Annotated in this window: 14 protein-coding genes; 7 read left to right on the top strand and 7 right to left on the bottom strand. The window is 64.7% G+C overall.

Annotated features, from left to right (window positions below):
* The first annotated feature begins 43 nt into the window (after positions 1–43).
* Genes G7Z99_RS15180 through G7Z99_RS15190 form a run of 3 tightly spaced genes read left to right on the top strand, consistent with a single transcriptional unit; the run spans position 44 to position 2,542 of the window.
* Positions 44–1,051 carry a methionine ABC transporter ATP-binding protein gene (locus tag G7Z99_RS15180; RefSeq protein ID WP_181095165.1) on the top strand — a complete coding sequence of 336 codons (1,008 nt, stop codon included), beginning with the start codon at positions 44–46 and terminating at the stop codon, positions 1,049–1,051.
* A complete protein-coding gene (locus G7Z99_RS15185; protein WP_060395475.1) occupies positions 1,051–1,722 on the top strand; it encodes a methionine ABC transporter permease in 672 nt (223 codons plus the stop codon). The genes G7Z99_RS15180 and G7Z99_RS15185 overlap by 1 nt, the downstream gene beginning before the upstream one ends.
* Before the next feature lie 49 nt (positions 1,723–1,771).
* On the top strand, positions 1,772–2,542 hold the full coding sequence (locus tag G7Z99_RS15190) for a MetQ/NlpA family ABC transporter substrate-binding protein (RefSeq protein WP_181095167.1): 771 nt from the start codon (positions 1,772–1,774) through the stop codon (positions 2,540–2,542).
* Between the two features lie 78 nt (positions 2,543–2,620).
* Here the strand turns inward: G7Z99_RS15190 and G7Z99_RS15195 are convergent, their stop codons facing one another.
* Positions 2,621–3,253, bottom strand: coding sequence for an SCO family protein (locus tag G7Z99_RS15195; RefSeq protein WP_181095168.1), 633 nt, complete (start codon positions 3,251–3,253; stop codon positions 2,621–2,623).
* 249 nt (positions 3,254–3,502) lie between these two features.
* Here G7Z99_RS15195 and G7Z99_RS15200 point away from each other — a divergent pair, with 249 nt between their 5' ends.
* Both G7Z99_RS15200 and G7Z99_RS15205 read left to right on the top strand, forming a co-directional pair.
* Positions 3,503–4,150 (top strand): hypothetical protein, encoded by a 648-nt coding sequence (locus G7Z99_RS15200; RefSeq protein ID WP_181095170.1) that lies wholly within the window; start codon positions 3,503–3,505, stop codon positions 4,148–4,150.
* Between the two features lie 117 nt (positions 4,151–4,267).
* Complete coding sequence (locus tag G7Z99_RS15205) at positions 4,268–5,353, top strand: hypothetical protein (protein WP_181095172.1); 1,086 nt, start codon at positions 4,268–4,270, stop codon at positions 5,351–5,353.
* A 70-nt stretch (positions 5,354–5,423) separates the two neighbouring features.
* Here the strand turns inward: G7Z99_RS15205 and G7Z99_RS15210 are convergent, their stop codons facing one another.
* From G7Z99_RS15210 to prlC, 5 genes are all read right to left on the bottom strand, one after another.
* Entirely contained in the window at positions 5,424–6,944 is a 1,521-nt protein-coding gene (locus G7Z99_RS15210) for a SulP family inorganic anion transporter (protein WP_375139160.1), read from the bottom strand.
* Positions 6,945–7,133: 189 nt separating this feature from the next.
* A complete protein-coding gene (locus tag G7Z99_RS15215; protein ID WP_060395481.1) occupies positions 7,134–7,853 on the bottom strand; it encodes a carbonic anhydrase in 720 nt (239 codons plus the stop codon).
* A gap of 390 nt (positions 7,854–8,243) precedes the next feature.
* Positions 8,244–10,238, bottom strand: coding sequence for a M3 family metallopeptidase (locus G7Z99_RS15220; RefSeq protein ID WP_181095175.1), 1,995 nt, complete (start codon positions 10,236–10,238; stop codon positions 8,244–8,246).
* 122 nt (positions 10,239–10,360) lie between these two features.
* Entirely contained in the window at positions 10,361–10,648 is a 288-nt protein-coding gene (locus G7Z99_RS15225; RefSeq protein ID WP_181095177.1) for a YheV family putative zinc ribbon protein, read from the bottom strand.
* A complete protein-coding gene (gene prlC, locus G7Z99_RS15230; protein ID WP_181095179.1) occupies positions 10,645–12,696 on the bottom strand; it encodes an oligopeptidase A in 2,052 nt (683 codons plus the stop codon). Before prlC ends, G7Z99_RS15225 begins: the two co-directional genes overlap by 4 nt.
* A 101-nt stretch (positions 12,697–12,797) precedes the next feature.
* Between prlC and G7Z99_RS15235 the strand changes: the two genes are divergently transcribed.
* Both G7Z99_RS15235 and G7Z99_RS15240 read left to right on the top strand, forming a co-directional pair.
* On the top strand, positions 12,798–13,343 hold the full coding sequence (locus G7Z99_RS15235; RefSeq protein WP_181095181.1) for a gamma carbonic anhydrase family protein: 546 nt from the start codon (positions 12,798–12,800) through the stop codon (positions 13,341–13,343).
* Positions 13,344–13,363: 20 nt separating this feature from the next.
* Positions 13,364–14,023, top strand: coding sequence for an HAD family hydrolase (locus G7Z99_RS15240; RefSeq protein WP_181095183.1), 660 nt, complete (start codon positions 13,364–13,366; stop codon positions 14,021–14,023).
* Between the two features lie 36 nt (positions 14,024–14,059).
* Here G7Z99_RS15240 and G7Z99_RS15245 read toward each other — a convergent pair whose 3' ends face one another.
* Complete coding sequence (locus tag G7Z99_RS15245; protein ID WP_181095185.1) at positions 14,060–15,154, bottom strand: aminopeptidase; 1,095 nt, start codon at positions 15,152–15,154, stop codon at positions 14,060–14,062.
* Position 15,155 lies beyond the last annotated feature (1 nt).

A 15,155-nucleotide genomic window follows, 5' to 3' on the forward strand; every position in this document is an offset into this window, starting at 1 on the left:
CCTACCGCCGACCTCCATTCATGCGCCCCACAAGGTTCGCTAAGTGATTGAGTTTCAAGATGTTCACAAGACCTACCGCGTTGGCGGCAGGGACATTCCGGCGCTTCAGCCGACCCAGCTGGTCATCGAGGATGGCCAGGTCTATGGCCTGATCGGCCACTCCGGCGCGGGCAAGAGCACGCTGCTGCGCCTGATCAACCGCCTCGAGGCGCCGACCGGCGGCCGCATCATCGTCGATGGCGAGGATGTCACCGCCTTCGATGCCAACCAGCTGCGGCGCTTCCGCCAGCAGGTCGGCATGATCTTCCAGCACTTCAACCTGCTGGCCTCCAAGACCGTCGCCGACAACGTGGCCTTGCCACTGACGCTGGCGGGCGAGCTGTCACGTGGCGAGATCGACCAGCGCGTGAACGAGCTGCTGGCCCGGGTCGGCCTGGCCGACCACGCCCGCAAGTACCCCGCGCAACTGTCCGGCGGCCAGAAGCAGCGCGTGGGCATCGCCCGTGCCTTGGCCACCCGGCCCAAGATCCTGCTGTGCGACGAGGCGACCAGCGCGCTCGACCCGCAGACCACGGCCTCGGTGTTGCAGCTGCTGGCCGAGATCAACCGCGAGCTGAAGCTGACCATCGTGCTCATCACCCACGAGATGGACGTGATCCGCCGGGTCTGCGACCGCGTGGCGGTGATGGACGCCGGGCGCATCGTCGAGCAGGGCGCCGTGGCCGATGTGTTCCTGCACCCGACCCACCCGACCACCCGCCGTTTCGTGCAGGAAGACGAGCAGGTCGACGAAGGCGAGCAACGCGATGACTTCGAGCACGTGCCCGGGCGCATCATCCGCCTGACTTTCCAGGGCGAGGCCACCTACGCGCCGCTGCTGGGCACCGTCGCCCGTGAAACCGGGGTCGACTACAGCATCCTGGCAGGACGCATCGACCGCATCAAAGACGTTCCCTATGGGCAGTTGACGCTGGCCGTGACCGGTGGCGACATGGACGCGGCGTTCGACCGCTTCACGGCCGCCGACGTGCATATGGAGGTACTGCGTTGATGGACGCTCTGAATTTCTTCGCCAACGTCGACTGGGCCGAGATCTGGCTGGCCACGGTCGACACCTTGATCATGCTGTTCGGCTCGCTGCTGTTCACCGTGCTGCTGGGCCTGCCGCTGGGTGTGCTGCTCTTCCTGTGCGGCCCGCGGCAGATGTTCGAACAGAAAGGCGTCTACGCGCTGCTGTCGCTGGTGGTCAACGTGCTGCGCTCGTTGCCGTTCATCATCCTGCTGATCGTGATGATCCCGTTCACCGTGCTCATCACCGGCACCTCGCTGGGGGTGGCCGGGGCCATTCCACCACTGGTGGTCGGCGCCACCCCGTTCTTCGCCCGACTGGTCGAGACGGCACTGCGTGAAGTGGACCGCGGCATCATCGAAGCGACCCAGGCGATGGGCGCGACGACGCGCCAGATCATCACCCATGCGCTGCTTCCGGAAGCGCGCCCTGGGATCTTCGCCGCGATCACCGTCACCGCCATCACCCTGGTCTCCTACACCGCCATGGCGGGTGTGGTCGGTGCCGGTGGCCTGGGCGACCTGGCCATTCGCTTCGGTTACCAGCGGTTCCAGACCGATGTCATGGTCGTCACCGTGGTCCTGCTGCTGATCCTGGTGCAGGTGCTGCAGAGCATCGGTGACAGGCTGGTCGTGCATTTTTCTCGCAAGTGAACCCAACCCGGTCGGTCGAGAGCCAAAAGGCTCTCTCTAAGGAGTGTCAATGAAAAAGCTGCTTGCTATCGCCGCCGCGGTCGCGGCCTTCTCGGCCCAGGCCGAGACCCTCACGGTCGCCGCTACCCCGGTACCGCATGCCGAGATCCTCAAGTTCGTCCAGCCACAGCTGGCCAAAGAGGGCGTGGAGCTGAAGGTCAAGGAGTTCACCGACTACATCCAGCCGAACGTGCAGGTGGCGGAAAAGCGCCTGGACGCCAACTTCTTCCAGCACCAGCCGTACCTGGATGAGTTCAACAAGGCCAAGGGCACCAATCTGGTCAGCGTCGCCAGCGTGCACCTGGAGCCTCTCGGCGCCTACTCGGACAAGGTCAAGAGCCTGGACGCACTGCCGTCCGGCGCCACCGTGGTGATTCCCAACGACGCCACCAACGGTGGGCGCGCCTTGCTGCTGCTGGACAAGGCGGGCGTGATCACCCTCAAGGACCACGGCAACATCCTGTCCACCGTCAAGGACATCGCCGAGAACCCCAAGCACCTCAAGTTCCGCGAACTGGAAGCGGCGACCATTCCACGCGTGCTGACCCAGGTCGACCTGGCGCTGATCAACACCAACTATGCACTGGAAGCCAAGCTCGATCCGAAGAAGGACGCACTCGTCATCGAAGGCAATGACTCGCCCTACGTGAACATCCTGGTCGCGCGCCCTGACAACAAGGACAGCGACGCCATGAAGAAGCTGGTCGATGCCCTGCATTCACCCGAAATGAAGCAGTTCATCAACGAGAAGTACAAAGGCGCCGTGGTCCCCGCCTTCTGACCGCGCGGCACGACGCCCGTCGTGCCCATTCGCCACGGTCCCCGAGTCGTCCGTCGAAGGCGGCTCGGTCTACGCCGATCACTCGCCCTCTACCAGCCCTGGCAAGCGCGCTACCAGCTTGTCCGTATCGAAAGGTGCGCGCACGAACCCGCGCTGGCGCCCATCCGGGCCGATGATCGCCAGGTTGCCGCTGTGATCCACGGTATAGCCAGGCGTGCGGGTGTCAGCCGGTATGAACGGGATGCTCAGCGCCTGGGACAGGGTGCGGGTGTCCTCGATCGAGCCGCGCACGCCGAGAAAATCCTTGTCGAAGTACGCCAGGTATTGCTTGAGCTGCGCCGTGGTATCGCGTGCCGGATCGACGCTGACCAGTACGATCCGCAAGCGATCGACGGTGTGCTGCGGCAGCTGGTGCTTGATCTGTCGAAGCTGGGCCAGGGTGGTCGGGCAGATGTCGGGGCAGTAGGTGTAGCCGAAGAACACCAACGACCACGTGCCTTTCAACTGATCCAGCGCGACCGACCGCCCCTGCTGATCGGTCATCTGCAAGGGCGGTAGGCCACGGCTTTGTGGCAACAGGATGATCCCGGCACGCGCGAGCTCGGTGCTGCTGGCCTGACCGGCGCCACCGGTCAAACGGACGGCGAATACACAGACGATCAGCGCCAACAGGCCGAAGAGGGTGAAGACGGTTTTCTGGGTGCGGGTCATGGCGGGGGCCTGGAAGGAGAGTGAGCTGCAAACTGCAAGGGTGAGGATTCGGACCCGCTCATGCAACCGGCGTTTTCGCTTGCGCCGCCTCCATGAAACCTGCCTGGATCAGGGCACTCTATCGACACACGCTCTGTCATATGCCTGTTGGCGTCATAAATATGACAATCTATAACAATTCCATCTTAGCTTTCCCGTCCAGCGAGCTAATTTAGTGTCTTCCCTGTGTAATACCTGCCCGGAGTCCCCATGAACATCGCCGCATTGCGCGAGCAGATCACCCTTGCCCACCAACACGAAGACCGTACTGGCCAGCTTCGTCTGCGCCTGGGGCAGCAAGTGCCCCACCTGCACCGCGCCATTCAACTCCCTGCACAGGATGCCTCAGGGACACTGGAACGCTTCGTCAGCGCCTACATCGAGCAGGTGCCGGAGCTGCTGCAAGCCGCCCATGCCGTGTCACGCGAGGCGGGTATCGAGGCGCAGATCAAGCCTGTGCTGAAGATCGCCGAGGCCTATTTTCTCCAGCCGCCCGACTGCATCGATGGCCAGGCCGGCCTCGACGGGCTGCTCGATGAAGCCTACCTTGCCCACCGTCTGGTCGAGGAAGTGAACGACCTGTACATCCGGCACTTTCAGCAGCCGCTGATTCCCCTCGACACCACCGTGGCGAACCTCATCGCGCATCAACTGATCGGCGAGACGTTCGCCAACCGACTCGACGAAGTGGTGCACCATTCCGTGGACCAGTTGCTCGACGACGACAGCTTCGCCCTGGACACTGTCGAGCGCTACCGTGCCGCCCTGAACAACCCGGCCACGGGCGCTGCCTGGCAGCGCTGGCCTTGCCTGTCGCGACAGCTGGACGTCGACCTGACCCTCGGCACGCTGCACTGAGCCTCTCCCCGTCAGGGTGTTCCGGGAAGAGGCTCCTGCTGACGCCGGGTCGACCCGGGTTGTTAGCGTCTGGTGGCCATCGTGCGATGGCCTTTTCAACCAGACAGGAAGACACCCATGGCAATCCGTTGGAACCGTCTCTTCACCGACCTGCTGCGCGGCAGTCGCTCCACCCTGTGGGGCAACTGGGCGCTGAATCCGATCATCCAGCCCGGCGCGGTCGGCCTCGTCGACCCGACCACCGGTGAGTTCACGCTGGTCAAGGATGCACTGCCGAACGTCGATACCCTGACCGTCGCGCAAAGTCGCAAATGGAACATCAGCTCCAAGGACGTGCGCCGCCGTGAAACCAAAGCCACGGTCAGCGGCACGGTGGTGGACCCCGCCACAGGCGTGCAGGTCAAGCCCGACACGGCCGTGGAATGGCGCTTCGAGAACGAAGCCTCCATCGCCTCGGAGTTCGCCATTCACTCCGAGCAACGCCTGAGCGACCTGGGGCTGATCGAACAGCACTACGCCTGGCTGCACGAGCAGGCCAAGCGAGTGGGCATGGCCACCGACCAGGGCATTTCCGAGGGCTTCGGGGTGGTGACCAACGTCATCTATGCCAGCAGCGGGATCAATGCCGGCGCCAAGAAGAAGGGTGCCACGTTCTCGCTGTCCGGCACGGCCAGCGGCTTGAACGTCTTGCTGGGTGACCAGGGTATCGTCGGCACGGGCAAGGCCAGCTTCATCCTGACCCATGACAGCTCGGCCGTGGAAACCCATACGCTGCCGGCCAAGAGTGGTGAAATCGCCACACAGCCGATCCCGATCGCCTATGGCTTTGCCTCGTTCGCAGGTAGCCGATTGCTGATGCCCAACTGGATCGCCAAGCTGGGCAGCCTGAAACTGCACGTGGACAGCAAGGCCAGCTCGGGCACGACCTACATCGCCAAGGTCAATGTCAGCTACGACACCCCCAAAGGCCGCGAGGAAAGAGCCGCCACCGTGCTGGGCGGCAGCTCGGCCAACTTCAACGACATCCCGCTCTCGGCCACTCGGTTGAAGGTGGTCGTCGAGTTCGTCAACCTGGGGGCCAACGAAATTCACGTGCGGGAGTGGAACACGCCATTGACGCAGTGGGTCGGCGGCACCCGAACGATGAACCTGACCGGTACGTGGCCCGCCTCGCCCAAGGTGACGGTGGTCGAGGAAGACTGACGCCTGCAGCCAGGCTTGGCGCCCTGGGGGTGAACCCAGGGCGCCAGACCCGCTCAGCCATCGAGGCGCATCAGACCCGCACGGCCGTGCGCAAGCGTCCCTCGGTTCGTCGTTTCAGACCGCGCTGCTCGATCAACAGCCGGGTGCCCATCGCCTGGTTGGCACGCCCCCAGTCCTCGAGCAGTTCCAGGCAGGCATGGTCGATGTAGGTCAGGTGGGTCAGGGGTACGTGCAGGGTCGTGCCTGCCGGCACGCTTTCCAGGACCTGGGTCAGTGCAGGCACCTTGAGGAAGGTGGCCGCGCCGCTCAGTCGCAGCTCCTTGTGCCCGGTCTCGGGCAGGTCCACCAGGTTGATCTTCAAGCGTGCCGCCTTGAACGCCAGCTTGAGCAAGGTCAAGGCAAAGCCCAGCAACACGCCCGTCAGCAGATCGCTGAAGACGATGGCCAAAGCGGTCGCGGCATAGATCAGCACCGGCGAGCGACCATAGCGCTGCAAGCCTCGCAAGGCCTTGAAGTCCACCAGCTTGACGCCGGTGTACACCAGCACACCTGCCAGGCTGGCCACCGGGATCTGCTGCAGCACGCTGCTCAGCACGACGACGAACGCCAACAACCATACCCCATGCAGAATCGCCGACGCTCGCGTCCTGGCACCCGCTTGCACGTTCGCCGAGCTGCGCACGATCACCCCGGTCATCGGCAGGGCGCCCAATACGCCGCACAGCATGTTGCCGATGCCCTGCGCCGACAGCTCACGGTCGAAGTCCGACCGCGGCCCGCTGTGCATGCGGTCCACGGCGGCCGCCGACAGCAGGGTCTCGGCACTGGCGATGAAAGCGAGCGCCACGGCCGCCATCAGCAGACTGGGGTCAGCGAGCCTGAACAGATCGTCCAGGCGTAGCCAGTCGATGGCCTGAGACAGGTCAGTGGGCACCTCGACGCGGTTGACCGGCAGCGCCAGCAGCAGACTGATCACGGTCATCGACGCCACGCCCAGCAAGGCGCCGGGAACGAAGCGCAGGCGCTGCGGCCGCCAGCGTTCCCACCCCCACATCAGGGCGATGGTGCCCAGGCCGAGCAGACCGGCCTGCCAGGCGCCGCTGCCGTGCTCCACGGGCAGCGCCGTGGCCAGCGTGGACGGGAAGCCCAACAGGTTCTGCATGCCGGAGGGTTGGGGCGCCGTGTCGAACATCACGTGCACCTGGGAGAGCACGATCAGCACACCGATCCCGGCCAGCATGCCGTAGACCACGGCCGGAGCCGTGACCCTGAACCAGCACCCCAGGCGCAGTCGACCGGCCAGCAATTGCAGCAGGCCCGCCAACAGCAGGATCGGCCCCAGCATGGCGATTCCGTGCTGGCGCACCAGCTCGAAGACCAGCACCGCCAACCCGGCGGCCGGGCCGCTCACCTGCAACGGCGACCCTGCCATGAAGCCTACGACGATGCCACCGATGATCCCGGTGATCAGCCCCTTGGCCGGTGGCATGCCCGAGGCGATGGCGATGCCCATGCACAAGGGCAGGGCGACCAGAAAGACCACTATCGACGCCAACAGCTCACGCGGCAGGGCCGCTTTCATCTGTGTCATGTTCACCGTGTTGCTCCTTTCTCGGTTTTCTCGACCCTTCCAGCGGTCATGGGCACGGGCTTCCGAACGGCGCGCAGGCGTCGACCGCCAAGGTCGTCGGCAGGCTGTTCGAAGGGTTCAGGGCAGCGAAGACCCGGCCGCCCAAGAGGGCGGCCGGTCAGCAGAAGAGGTTCAGCGTGTCAGGCGCGCTCAGTAGCGCCCTCTTGGCGTGGCGCAAGGCACGGTGTCACCTTCGCCCAACGGCAGGAAGCTGTCGGTGGTGGCATCGTAGGCCTCGATGCGACTGGTCTCGATGTCGTAGATCCAGCCGTGGATGTACAGCTGTCCGGCAGCCAGACGGGAGGCGACCGAAGGGTGGGTGCGCAGGTGATGCAACTGAGCGATGACGTTTTCCTTGGTGAGCACCTGCATGCTCTCGTGCTCGGTGCCGCAGGAGCAGTTGTCCTCGACCACGGTTCGAGCCACTTCGGCATGACGCAACCAGGCCTTGACGGTCGGCATCTTCTCCAGCGACTGCGGGTTGAGCACCGCACGCATGGCACCGCAGTCGGAGTGACCACAGATGATGATGTGGTGAACACCCAGTGCCATCACGGCGTATTCGATCGCCGTGGAAACACCGCCGTTCATCTGGCCATAAGGGGGAACGACGTTACCCACGTTGCGGGTGACGAACAGGTCGCCGGGCGAGCTCTGGGTGATCAGTTCAGGCACGATGCGCGAATCGGCGCAGGTGATGAACATGGCGCGCGGCTTCTGGGCGGTGGCGAGCTTCTTGAACAGCGCCTCCTGCTCCGGGAACACTTCGTGGTGGAAGCGCAGGAAGCCGTCGACGATCTGCTTCAGGGCGGCATCGGCGCTCTCGACCGGTACGGTCGGAGCCGGCTTGGATGGGTCCTTGACGGGCATGATTCATCCTCTTGACGATAGGTGGGCAAGTCCATTTTACCGGTGATGTATGCAGGCCATGCAGATCTTGGATGACACGTTCACGGCAAAAATCACAGTCGCTTTGGACTGATTTCCTACGCTACCGAGGAAAACTTAACTGAAACTGAATTCAGGTGCTCTAGCACAAGTCTTCCAGCGCGAAGAGGCGGGCTCTGAACAGTAGCAAAAAAACATCAATGACCAAAGAGCCATGACGGCACTGATGCCGCTCGCGGACGCTGCACGGTTGGATAAGCCATGGGCCATGCCACGGTCGTTGCGCGAGGTTGACGCGACCATGGCCCACCCTTGAGACCCTGTCCCTGTGCAGCCTCAAGGCGTGGGCCACGCTCGCTTCAGCGCCGCCGATCAGGCCAGTCCATGCCAACGCAAGTACGCCTGCGAACTTGGCGGACGCCCCAGAAACGCTTCCATGCCTTCGTACAGCGGGCGCGAGGTTCCCGGTTCGAACAAGGCTTCCTGCAGTGCGCGTCCGGTTGCCCGATCCAGCAAGCCGCGGGACTCGAAGCGGGTGAACAGGTCCAAGGCGTGGACATCCGACCACAGGTAGGCGTAGTAGCCTGCATCGTACCCCATGACCAAGTGTTCGAACGCGTGGGCCGGATGCTCGAACTCGGCCAGGGGCCAGTGTCCGCATCGCTCTCGGGCGTCGCCAAGACGTTGCTCGAGGCTTCTCCCATCGTTCGGTGTGGCATGCAGGTCGATATCGAACAACGCCAGGCTCAGGTGGTGCGCGGTCTCCTCCACGCTCTGCTGGCGCAACGCGTGCAGGTACGCCTCGATGTGAGCCTGGGCAAGCCGGTGTCCGTCCTGCTGGTGCGAAGAGATCGCCACCAGATAGTCCGCGTCCCACACCCAGCGCTCGAACAGTTTGCCGAACAATTCGACGCCATCGGTGCCGAGCTCGGTGACATTGGACAGGACATGGTTGTTCGTACGGACCAGGAGATGGTGCAGGGCATGGCCGAACTCATGGAACAACTTGCGCAGCGACAGGTGATCCAGCAGGGGCTGGCTACCGTCCAGCGCTTGCGGTATATCGCAGAACACCGCCACTGAAGCGACGTGGTAAATGCCCTCGGCATCGACACGACGATTACGGATGTAAGTGGTGAACACCGAGTCTGCCTGCTTGCCAGCGTGTTGCACCGCATCGAGGTAGAGCAGGCCGATGAGGGCATGGTCCTGCCACACCTCGAACACCTGCACGCTGGGCGCCCAGGTGGGGAGTGGCCGAGGCTGCAGCACCACCCCGAACAACTGCTGTATCAACTGCTGGAGGGCCTGCACGACGGCGTTCAGTGGGAAGTAGTCGCGCAAGGCTTCGGTGGACAGGCCGGCAGGGAAGAGCGCCTGCACGTAGGCGACGTCCCAAGGCTGTATCGCCGCCAGGCCCACGGTAGCCCCTCGGCGCTCGATCGCCGCATGCCACTGCAACATGGCCGGCCGGACGTGATCGGCCAAATCCTGGAGAAAAGCGCGCACTTGGTCGACCGACCCCGCGCTCTTGTCCTTCAGGCTCTGCTCCAAGTGACTGGCGAAACCGAGCAGGTGGGCTTTCTGCTCACGCAGGCGTGCCAGCTGCTGCAACAAGGCGCCGTTGTCCCGTTGCGGATCGAGGCTGACACCACGGAGATGGTAGGCCCGATACACACGCTCCCGGAGTTCACGGTCCTTGGCATGCCTGAGCACCGCATCGGTCGCCACGCTTTCGCAAGGGACCAACCAGCCAGGTTCACCAGCCTCGCGCGCTCGTGCAGCCAGCTCCTCACAGATACGTTGTGGAATGCCGTCCAGGCTGGACGCCTCGGTGATGCTCAACCCAGGCCGATTGATGTTTTCGCTGAACGCCAGGCCGGCGGTTTGGATCTGTGCCTGGATATCGGCCAGGCGCGCCCTGTCGCTGGGCGCGAGCAGCACGCCGCTGGAGGAGAACTTCTTCAGGTGCCAGAGCAAGGTGGCCCGTTTCTGGGCATCGAGCTGCTGGCCTATCGTGCTCTGCGCCAGACGGGCATACAGGGCCTGCAGTGCGGCGTTGGCGAATTTATGATCGAAACGCGCTGTGGTCTTGGCAAGGAAACCGAGGATCGCCTGCGCCCAGTCCGGGCCCCTGCCCAGCAGCGGTGAGGCGCCATAGAGCACGCCCAACAGCTGGGCATCCAGCCCGTCCACGGCCAGGACCAGATCGTCCCAGGTGGGCAAGGCCTGCTGATCGACGATGATGTGTTCGATGCCGCGTTCATGCGCTTGCAGCACATGATCGAAGGCTTCGCGCATGTTCTCCAGGGTGATTGCAGTGTAATCGATGGGCACTGCACTGGGTTGCAATAGAGGGTTGTCCATGAAGCATCGTCTCGCTCGAAATGAAGAGCAGGCGAGCTTGCAGGCGCGGGGCAAGGGCGATGTGCTAACGATCTACCGCCCAGGCGCCGGACCGGGCGCGAGGCCCGGACGGCACGCTGACGTCATTCGGCCGGTTTCTTGAGCTTCGGATTGGGAAAGAACTGCACGGTCTGCACTGCCTGGGCCTTGACCGACGCCTTGGGCGACAGGTGGTTGACCCGGGTCCCCAGCTCCTTGGGCACCGACAACCCTTGCTCATTGAGTGTGTCGGAAAAACCGCACGCCACGCACTCGCGGTGCGGCACGCCATCCTCGTCCCACATCTTCAGCTTGTCGGCTTCACTGCACGCCGGGCAGACTGCCCCGGCGATGAAGCGCTTCTTGGTCTTGTTCACGGTCACCTCGCTCACGCTGCGGCGTCTTCGCTCAGGCCGCTGTGGCGCAGCAGCGCGTCGATGGAAGGTTCACGGCCACGGAAATCGACGAACAGCACCATCGGTTCACGCGAACCGCCGCGGGCCAGGATGGCTTCGCGGAAGGCCCGACCGGTGTCGGCGTTCAGCACACCGTCCTCTTCGAAACGCGAGAAGGCGTCGGCCGACAGCACTTCGGCCCACTTGTAGCTGTAGTACCCCGCCGCGTAGCCACCGGCGAAGATGTGCGCGAAGCTGTTGGGGAAGCGATTGTAGGCCGGGGGCCGCATCACCGACACCTCGTCGCGCACGCCCTCGAGCACCTCCAGCACGCTGCGACCATCGCCATGGCTGGCATGCAGCTCGAAGTCGAACAGCGAGAACTCCAGCTGGCGCACCATCATCAGGCCGGACTGGAAGTTCTTCGCCGCCAGCATCTTCTCCAGCAGGTCCTGCGGCAATGCTTCACCGGTCTGGTAGTGGCCGGAGATCAGCGCCAGGCCCTCGGGCTCCCAGCACCAGTTTTCCATGAACTGGCTCGGCAGCTCGACGGCGTCCCAGGCCACGCCATTGATGCCCGACACGCCCGCGTGCTCGATGCGGGTCAGCAAGTGATGCAAGCCATGACCGAATTCGTGGAACAGGGTGGTCACTTCATCGTGCGTCAGCAGCGCGGGCTGGCCTGGCGAGGCTGGCGTGAAGTTGCACACCAGGTTGGCCACCGGGCTCTGCAGCTCGCCAGCGGCCGTGCGGCGACGATCACGCGCGCCATCCATCCAGGCACCGCCACGCTTGTTGGCGCGGGCATAGAGGTCGAAGAAGAAACGCCCGACGTGCTGGCCGTGCTCGGTGATCTCGAACAGGCGTACCTCGGGGTGCCAGCGGTCGAAACCGTCGAGTTCCTTGATCTCGATGCCATACAGGCGCTGCACGATGGCGAACAGACCCGACAGCACCTTGTCGATCGGGAAGTAGGCGCGTAGGGCTTCCTGCGACACACTGTAGCGCTGCTCGCGCAGCTTCTCGCCAAAGTAGCCGACGTCCCAGCTGCTCACGTCCGCGCAGCCTTGTTCCTGGGCATAGGCCTTCAGTTCAGCCAGGTCCTGGGCCGCGAACGGCTTGCTGCGCTGGGCCAGGTCACGCAGGAAGCTCAGCACCTGATCGCTGGACTCGGCCATCTTGGTGGCCAGGCTCAGTTCGGCGAAGTTGGCGTACCCCAGCAGCTCGGCCAGTTCCTGGCGCAGGTCGAGGATCTGGCGCATGACCGGCCCATTGTCGAACTGCCCGGCGTTGGGGCCCTGGTCCGAGGCCCGGGTGCTGTAGGCCGCATAGACTTCTTCGCGCAGGGCGCGGTTGGCGGCGTACGTCATCACGGCGTAGTAGCTGGGGAATTCCAGGGTGATCAGCCAGCCATCCAGGTCTTTGGCCTGGGCGGCCGCGGCCATCTGGCCCTTGGCCGAATCGGTCAGGCCGTCGAGCAGCGTCTCGTCGGTGACGTGCTTGGTCCAGGCCTGGGTGGCATCGAGCAGCTGGTTGGAAAAGCGGCTGCCCAGTTCGCTGAGCGTACTCTGCACCTCGGCGTAGCGTTGCTGCTTGTCGACTGGCAGGTCGATACCCGACAGGCGGAAATCACGCAGGGCATGCTCGAGGGTAGTCGTCTGCGCCACGTCGAAACCTGCGGCCTCGGGGCTGTTGGCCAGCGCCTGGTAGGCATCGAACAGGGCGCGGTTCTGCCCCAGTTCGGTGGAGTAGGCACTCAACGCCGGCAGGCAGGACTCGTAGGCTTCGCGCAGCTCGGCGCTGTTGCACACGGCATTGAGGTGGCTCACCGGGCTCCAGGCCGCGCCAAGCCGGTCGTTGAGTTCATCCATGGCCAGGACCAGGCCGGCCCAGGTCGGATGCTGGCCTTGCGTCTCGAGGATCCGGGCGATGGCGGCGCGGTTGTCGGCCAGGATCTGCTCGATCGCCGGCAGCACGTGTTCGGCACGGATCGCCGAGAAGGGCGGCAGGTCGTAGGACTGCAGGAGCGGGTTGTTCGCACTCACGTTGGGATACCTTGGCAGGAGAAACACGGGACCATCTTAATTACAATCGACCCTGACCGCAGCAGGCGGCCACCTATCAGGCTTCAAGAGGGGCACTATACATGGCCATCCGGACCTTCCGGCAGCACACTCCCCAGTTGGGACCCCGCGCGTTCGTCGACAGTTCGGCCATCGTCCTGGGCGACGTGGCGATCGGCGAAGACAGCTCGGTCTGGCCACTGACCGTGGTCCGCGGCGACATGCACCGCATCCGCATCGGTGCGCGCACCAGCGTCCAGGACGGCAGCGTGCTGCACATCACCCACGCCGGCCCGTTCAACCCTGAGGGCTTCCCGCTGCTGATCGGCGACGAGGTGACCATCGGCCACAAGGTCATGCTGCACGGCTGCACCCTGGGCAATCGCATCCTGGTCGGCATGGGCAGCACGGTCATGGACGGCGCGGTGGTCGAGGACGAGGTGATCATCGGCGCAGGCAGCCTGGTGCCGCCGGGCAAGCGCCTGGAGAGCGGCTACCTGTATGTCGGCAGCCCGGTACGCCAGGCGCGGCCCTTGACCGACAAGGAGCGCGCCTTCTTCAGCTACAGCGCCAACAACTACGTCACGCTCAAGGACCAGCACCTGGCCGAAGGCTACGACTCGCTCTAATCCCCGGACCCGAGACTTCAATGCACCAGCACACCCTCCTGTTCGACCTCGACGGCACGCTCACCGACCCGCGCCTGGGCATCACTCGATCCATCCAGCATGCGCTGGCCAAGCTCGGCATCGACGAGCCCGACCTGACCCGGCTCGAACCCTTCATCGGGCCGCCCCTGCTGCAGGCGTTCATGCAGTTCTACGGGTTCGACGAGGCCACGGCCTGGGACGCGGTGAATCACTACCGTGAGCGCTTCAGGGTCACCGGCCTGTACGAGAACCAGGTCTTCGAGGGCGTGCCTGCGTTGCTCTCGACCCTGGCCGGGCAGGGCCGCACGCTGTACATCGCCACGTCCAAGCCCTGGGTGTTCGCCCGCGAGATCGCCCGGCACTTCGCCTTCGACCAGCACTTCAAGGTGATCTACGGCAGCGAGCTGGACGGCACACGCACCGACAAGGTCGAGCTGATCCGCCATCTGCTCGAAGCGGAGCGCCTGGACCCGGCCCAGACCTTGATGATCGGCGACCGCAAGCACGACCTGATCGGCGCACGCCGCAATGGCCTGCAAGCGGTGGCGGTCGGCTACGGCTTCGGCAGCCGCGACGAGCTGCTGGCCGAGTCGCCGGACTTCCATTTCGACACGCTGGCGCAACTGCATGCGGCATTTCTGCACGGTCATGGTGCTTAGCGGTTCGAGCGCCTTGCCCAGACCACCGTCGCGGCCTCAAGGCGTGGCACTGGCAGCCAAGGCGGCCAAGGCCTGGTGCCGCGCCGCGGCCGGCAAGCGCCCAAGGGCCTCCACCCGCTGATGAAACCGCGCCCAGTCGCCCGGCACCTGGCGGTACAGCGCGTCGAAAGCCGGAACCCAACGGTCGTAAAGCCCGAAGGGCAGGAGCGTGGCGTTGTTCAGCGGGCCTTCGATCCAGGCGTCGTAACGCCCCACGCCACCCCATCGGGTGTCACGAAGCTGACGGTAGTCGCGGCGCAGCCGCTCGAATTCGGCCTGCTTGCCCCGACGCTTGGCCTCGGCGTCCAGCGAGCTGTCGTACAAAGCCTGAAGGCGCTCGCGGCTGGCCAGCACCAACTGCACGAAGGCTTCACGCTGACCTCGCTCGCCCTCGGGCACAGGGGCCAGGCCCCGTACGCGACGCCACTGCCGGCTGCCTTCCTGCTCGACGAAGGTGGCATAGGACTCGTTGAATTCAGTGTCGTCCTTCACGTAGACGCGCTGGTGCGACAGTTCGTGGAAGATCAGCGTGGCCAGGCGTTCATCGCCCCACCCGGTCATGGTCGACAGGATCGGGTCGTCGAACCAGCCCAGCGTCGAGTAGGCTTCGACGCCGCCCACGTACACGTCCAACCCTTGCTGGCGCATCAGCGCGGCGCTGCCGCGGGCACCGCTCTGGCTGTAGTAGCCTCGATAGGCCACGCAACCGGCGATCGGGAAGCAATGGGTGACCGGCTGCAGGGACAGGGCCGGGGTGGCGAACACGTTCCAGACCACGAACCGACGGCCCAGGTCGGCATAGACCCGATAGCTGCCATTATCCGGCAGCTTCAGGTGGTCGCTGGCGAAGACGCGCGCCTGTTCGGCCTGCACCAGGCGCTGGCGCAGGGACGGATCGGTCGCGGGGTCGTCGATCACCTGCGTGGTCGGCGTTCGGGCACGCAGCAGCTGCCACTGGCCCTGGGCCAACTGCCCGTAGTACGACGCGCTGGAGCAACCGGCGATCAGCCCGCAGATCAACAGGGGAACAAAGCGGGCAAAAATGCGGTCGAGTGCCGCGAGGCTCGAACGCAGCAGAACGGGTCGGCACATC

Origin of the sequence: Pseudomonas entomophila (assembly GCF_013523165.1) — a bacterium.
GTDB lineage: Bacteria > Pseudomonadota > Gammaproteobacteria > Pseudomonadales > Pseudomonadaceae > Aquipseudomonas > Aquipseudomonas entomophila_A.

Excerpts from the sequence above, each read along its gene's own strand:
- G7Z99_RS15195 (WP_181095168.1), bottom strand. The coding sequence starts at position 3,253 with ATGACCCGCACCCAGAAAACCGTCTTCACCCTCTTCGGCCTGTTGGCG.
- G7Z99_RS15245 (WP_181095185.1), bottom strand. The coding sequence starts at position 15,154 with ATGTGCCGACCCGTTCTGCTGCGTTCGAGCCTCGCGGCACTCGACCGC.
- G7Z99_RS15185 (WP_060395475.1), top strand. The coding sequence starts at position 1,051 with ATGGACGCTCTGAATTTCTTCGCCAACGTCGACTGGGCCGAGATCTGG.
- G7Z99_RS15205 (WP_181095172.1), top strand. The coding sequence starts at position 4,268 with ATGGCAATCCGTTGGAACCGTCTCTTCACCGACCTGCTGCGCGGCAGT.
- G7Z99_RS15210 (WP_375139160.1), bottom strand. The coding sequence starts at position 6,944 with ATGACACAGATGAAAGCGGCCCTGCCGCGTGAGCTGTTGGCGTCGATA.
- G7Z99_RS15215 (WP_060395481.1), bottom strand. The coding sequence starts at position 7,853 with ATGCCCGTCAAGGACCCATCCAAGCCGGCTCCGACCGTACCGGTCGAG.
- G7Z99_RS15240 (WP_181095183.1), top strand. The coding sequence starts at position 13,364 with ATGCACCAGCACACCCTCCTGTTCGACCTCGACGGCACGCTCACCGAC.
- G7Z99_RS15235 (WP_181095181.1), top strand. The coding sequence starts at position 12,798 with ATGGCCATCCGGACCTTCCGGCAGCACACTCCCCAGTTGGGACCCCGC.
- G7Z99_RS15200 (WP_181095170.1), top strand. The coding sequence starts at position 3,503 with ATGAACATCGCCGCATTGCGCGAGCAGATCACCCTTGCCCACCAACAC.
- G7Z99_RS15190 (WP_181095167.1), top strand. The coding sequence starts at position 1,772 with ATGAAAAAGCTGCTTGCTATCGCCGCCGCGGTCGCGGCCTTCTCGGCC.
- G7Z99_RS15220 (WP_181095175.1), bottom strand. The coding sequence starts at position 10,238 with ATGGACAACCCTCTATTGCAACCCAGTGCAGTGCCCATCGATTACACT.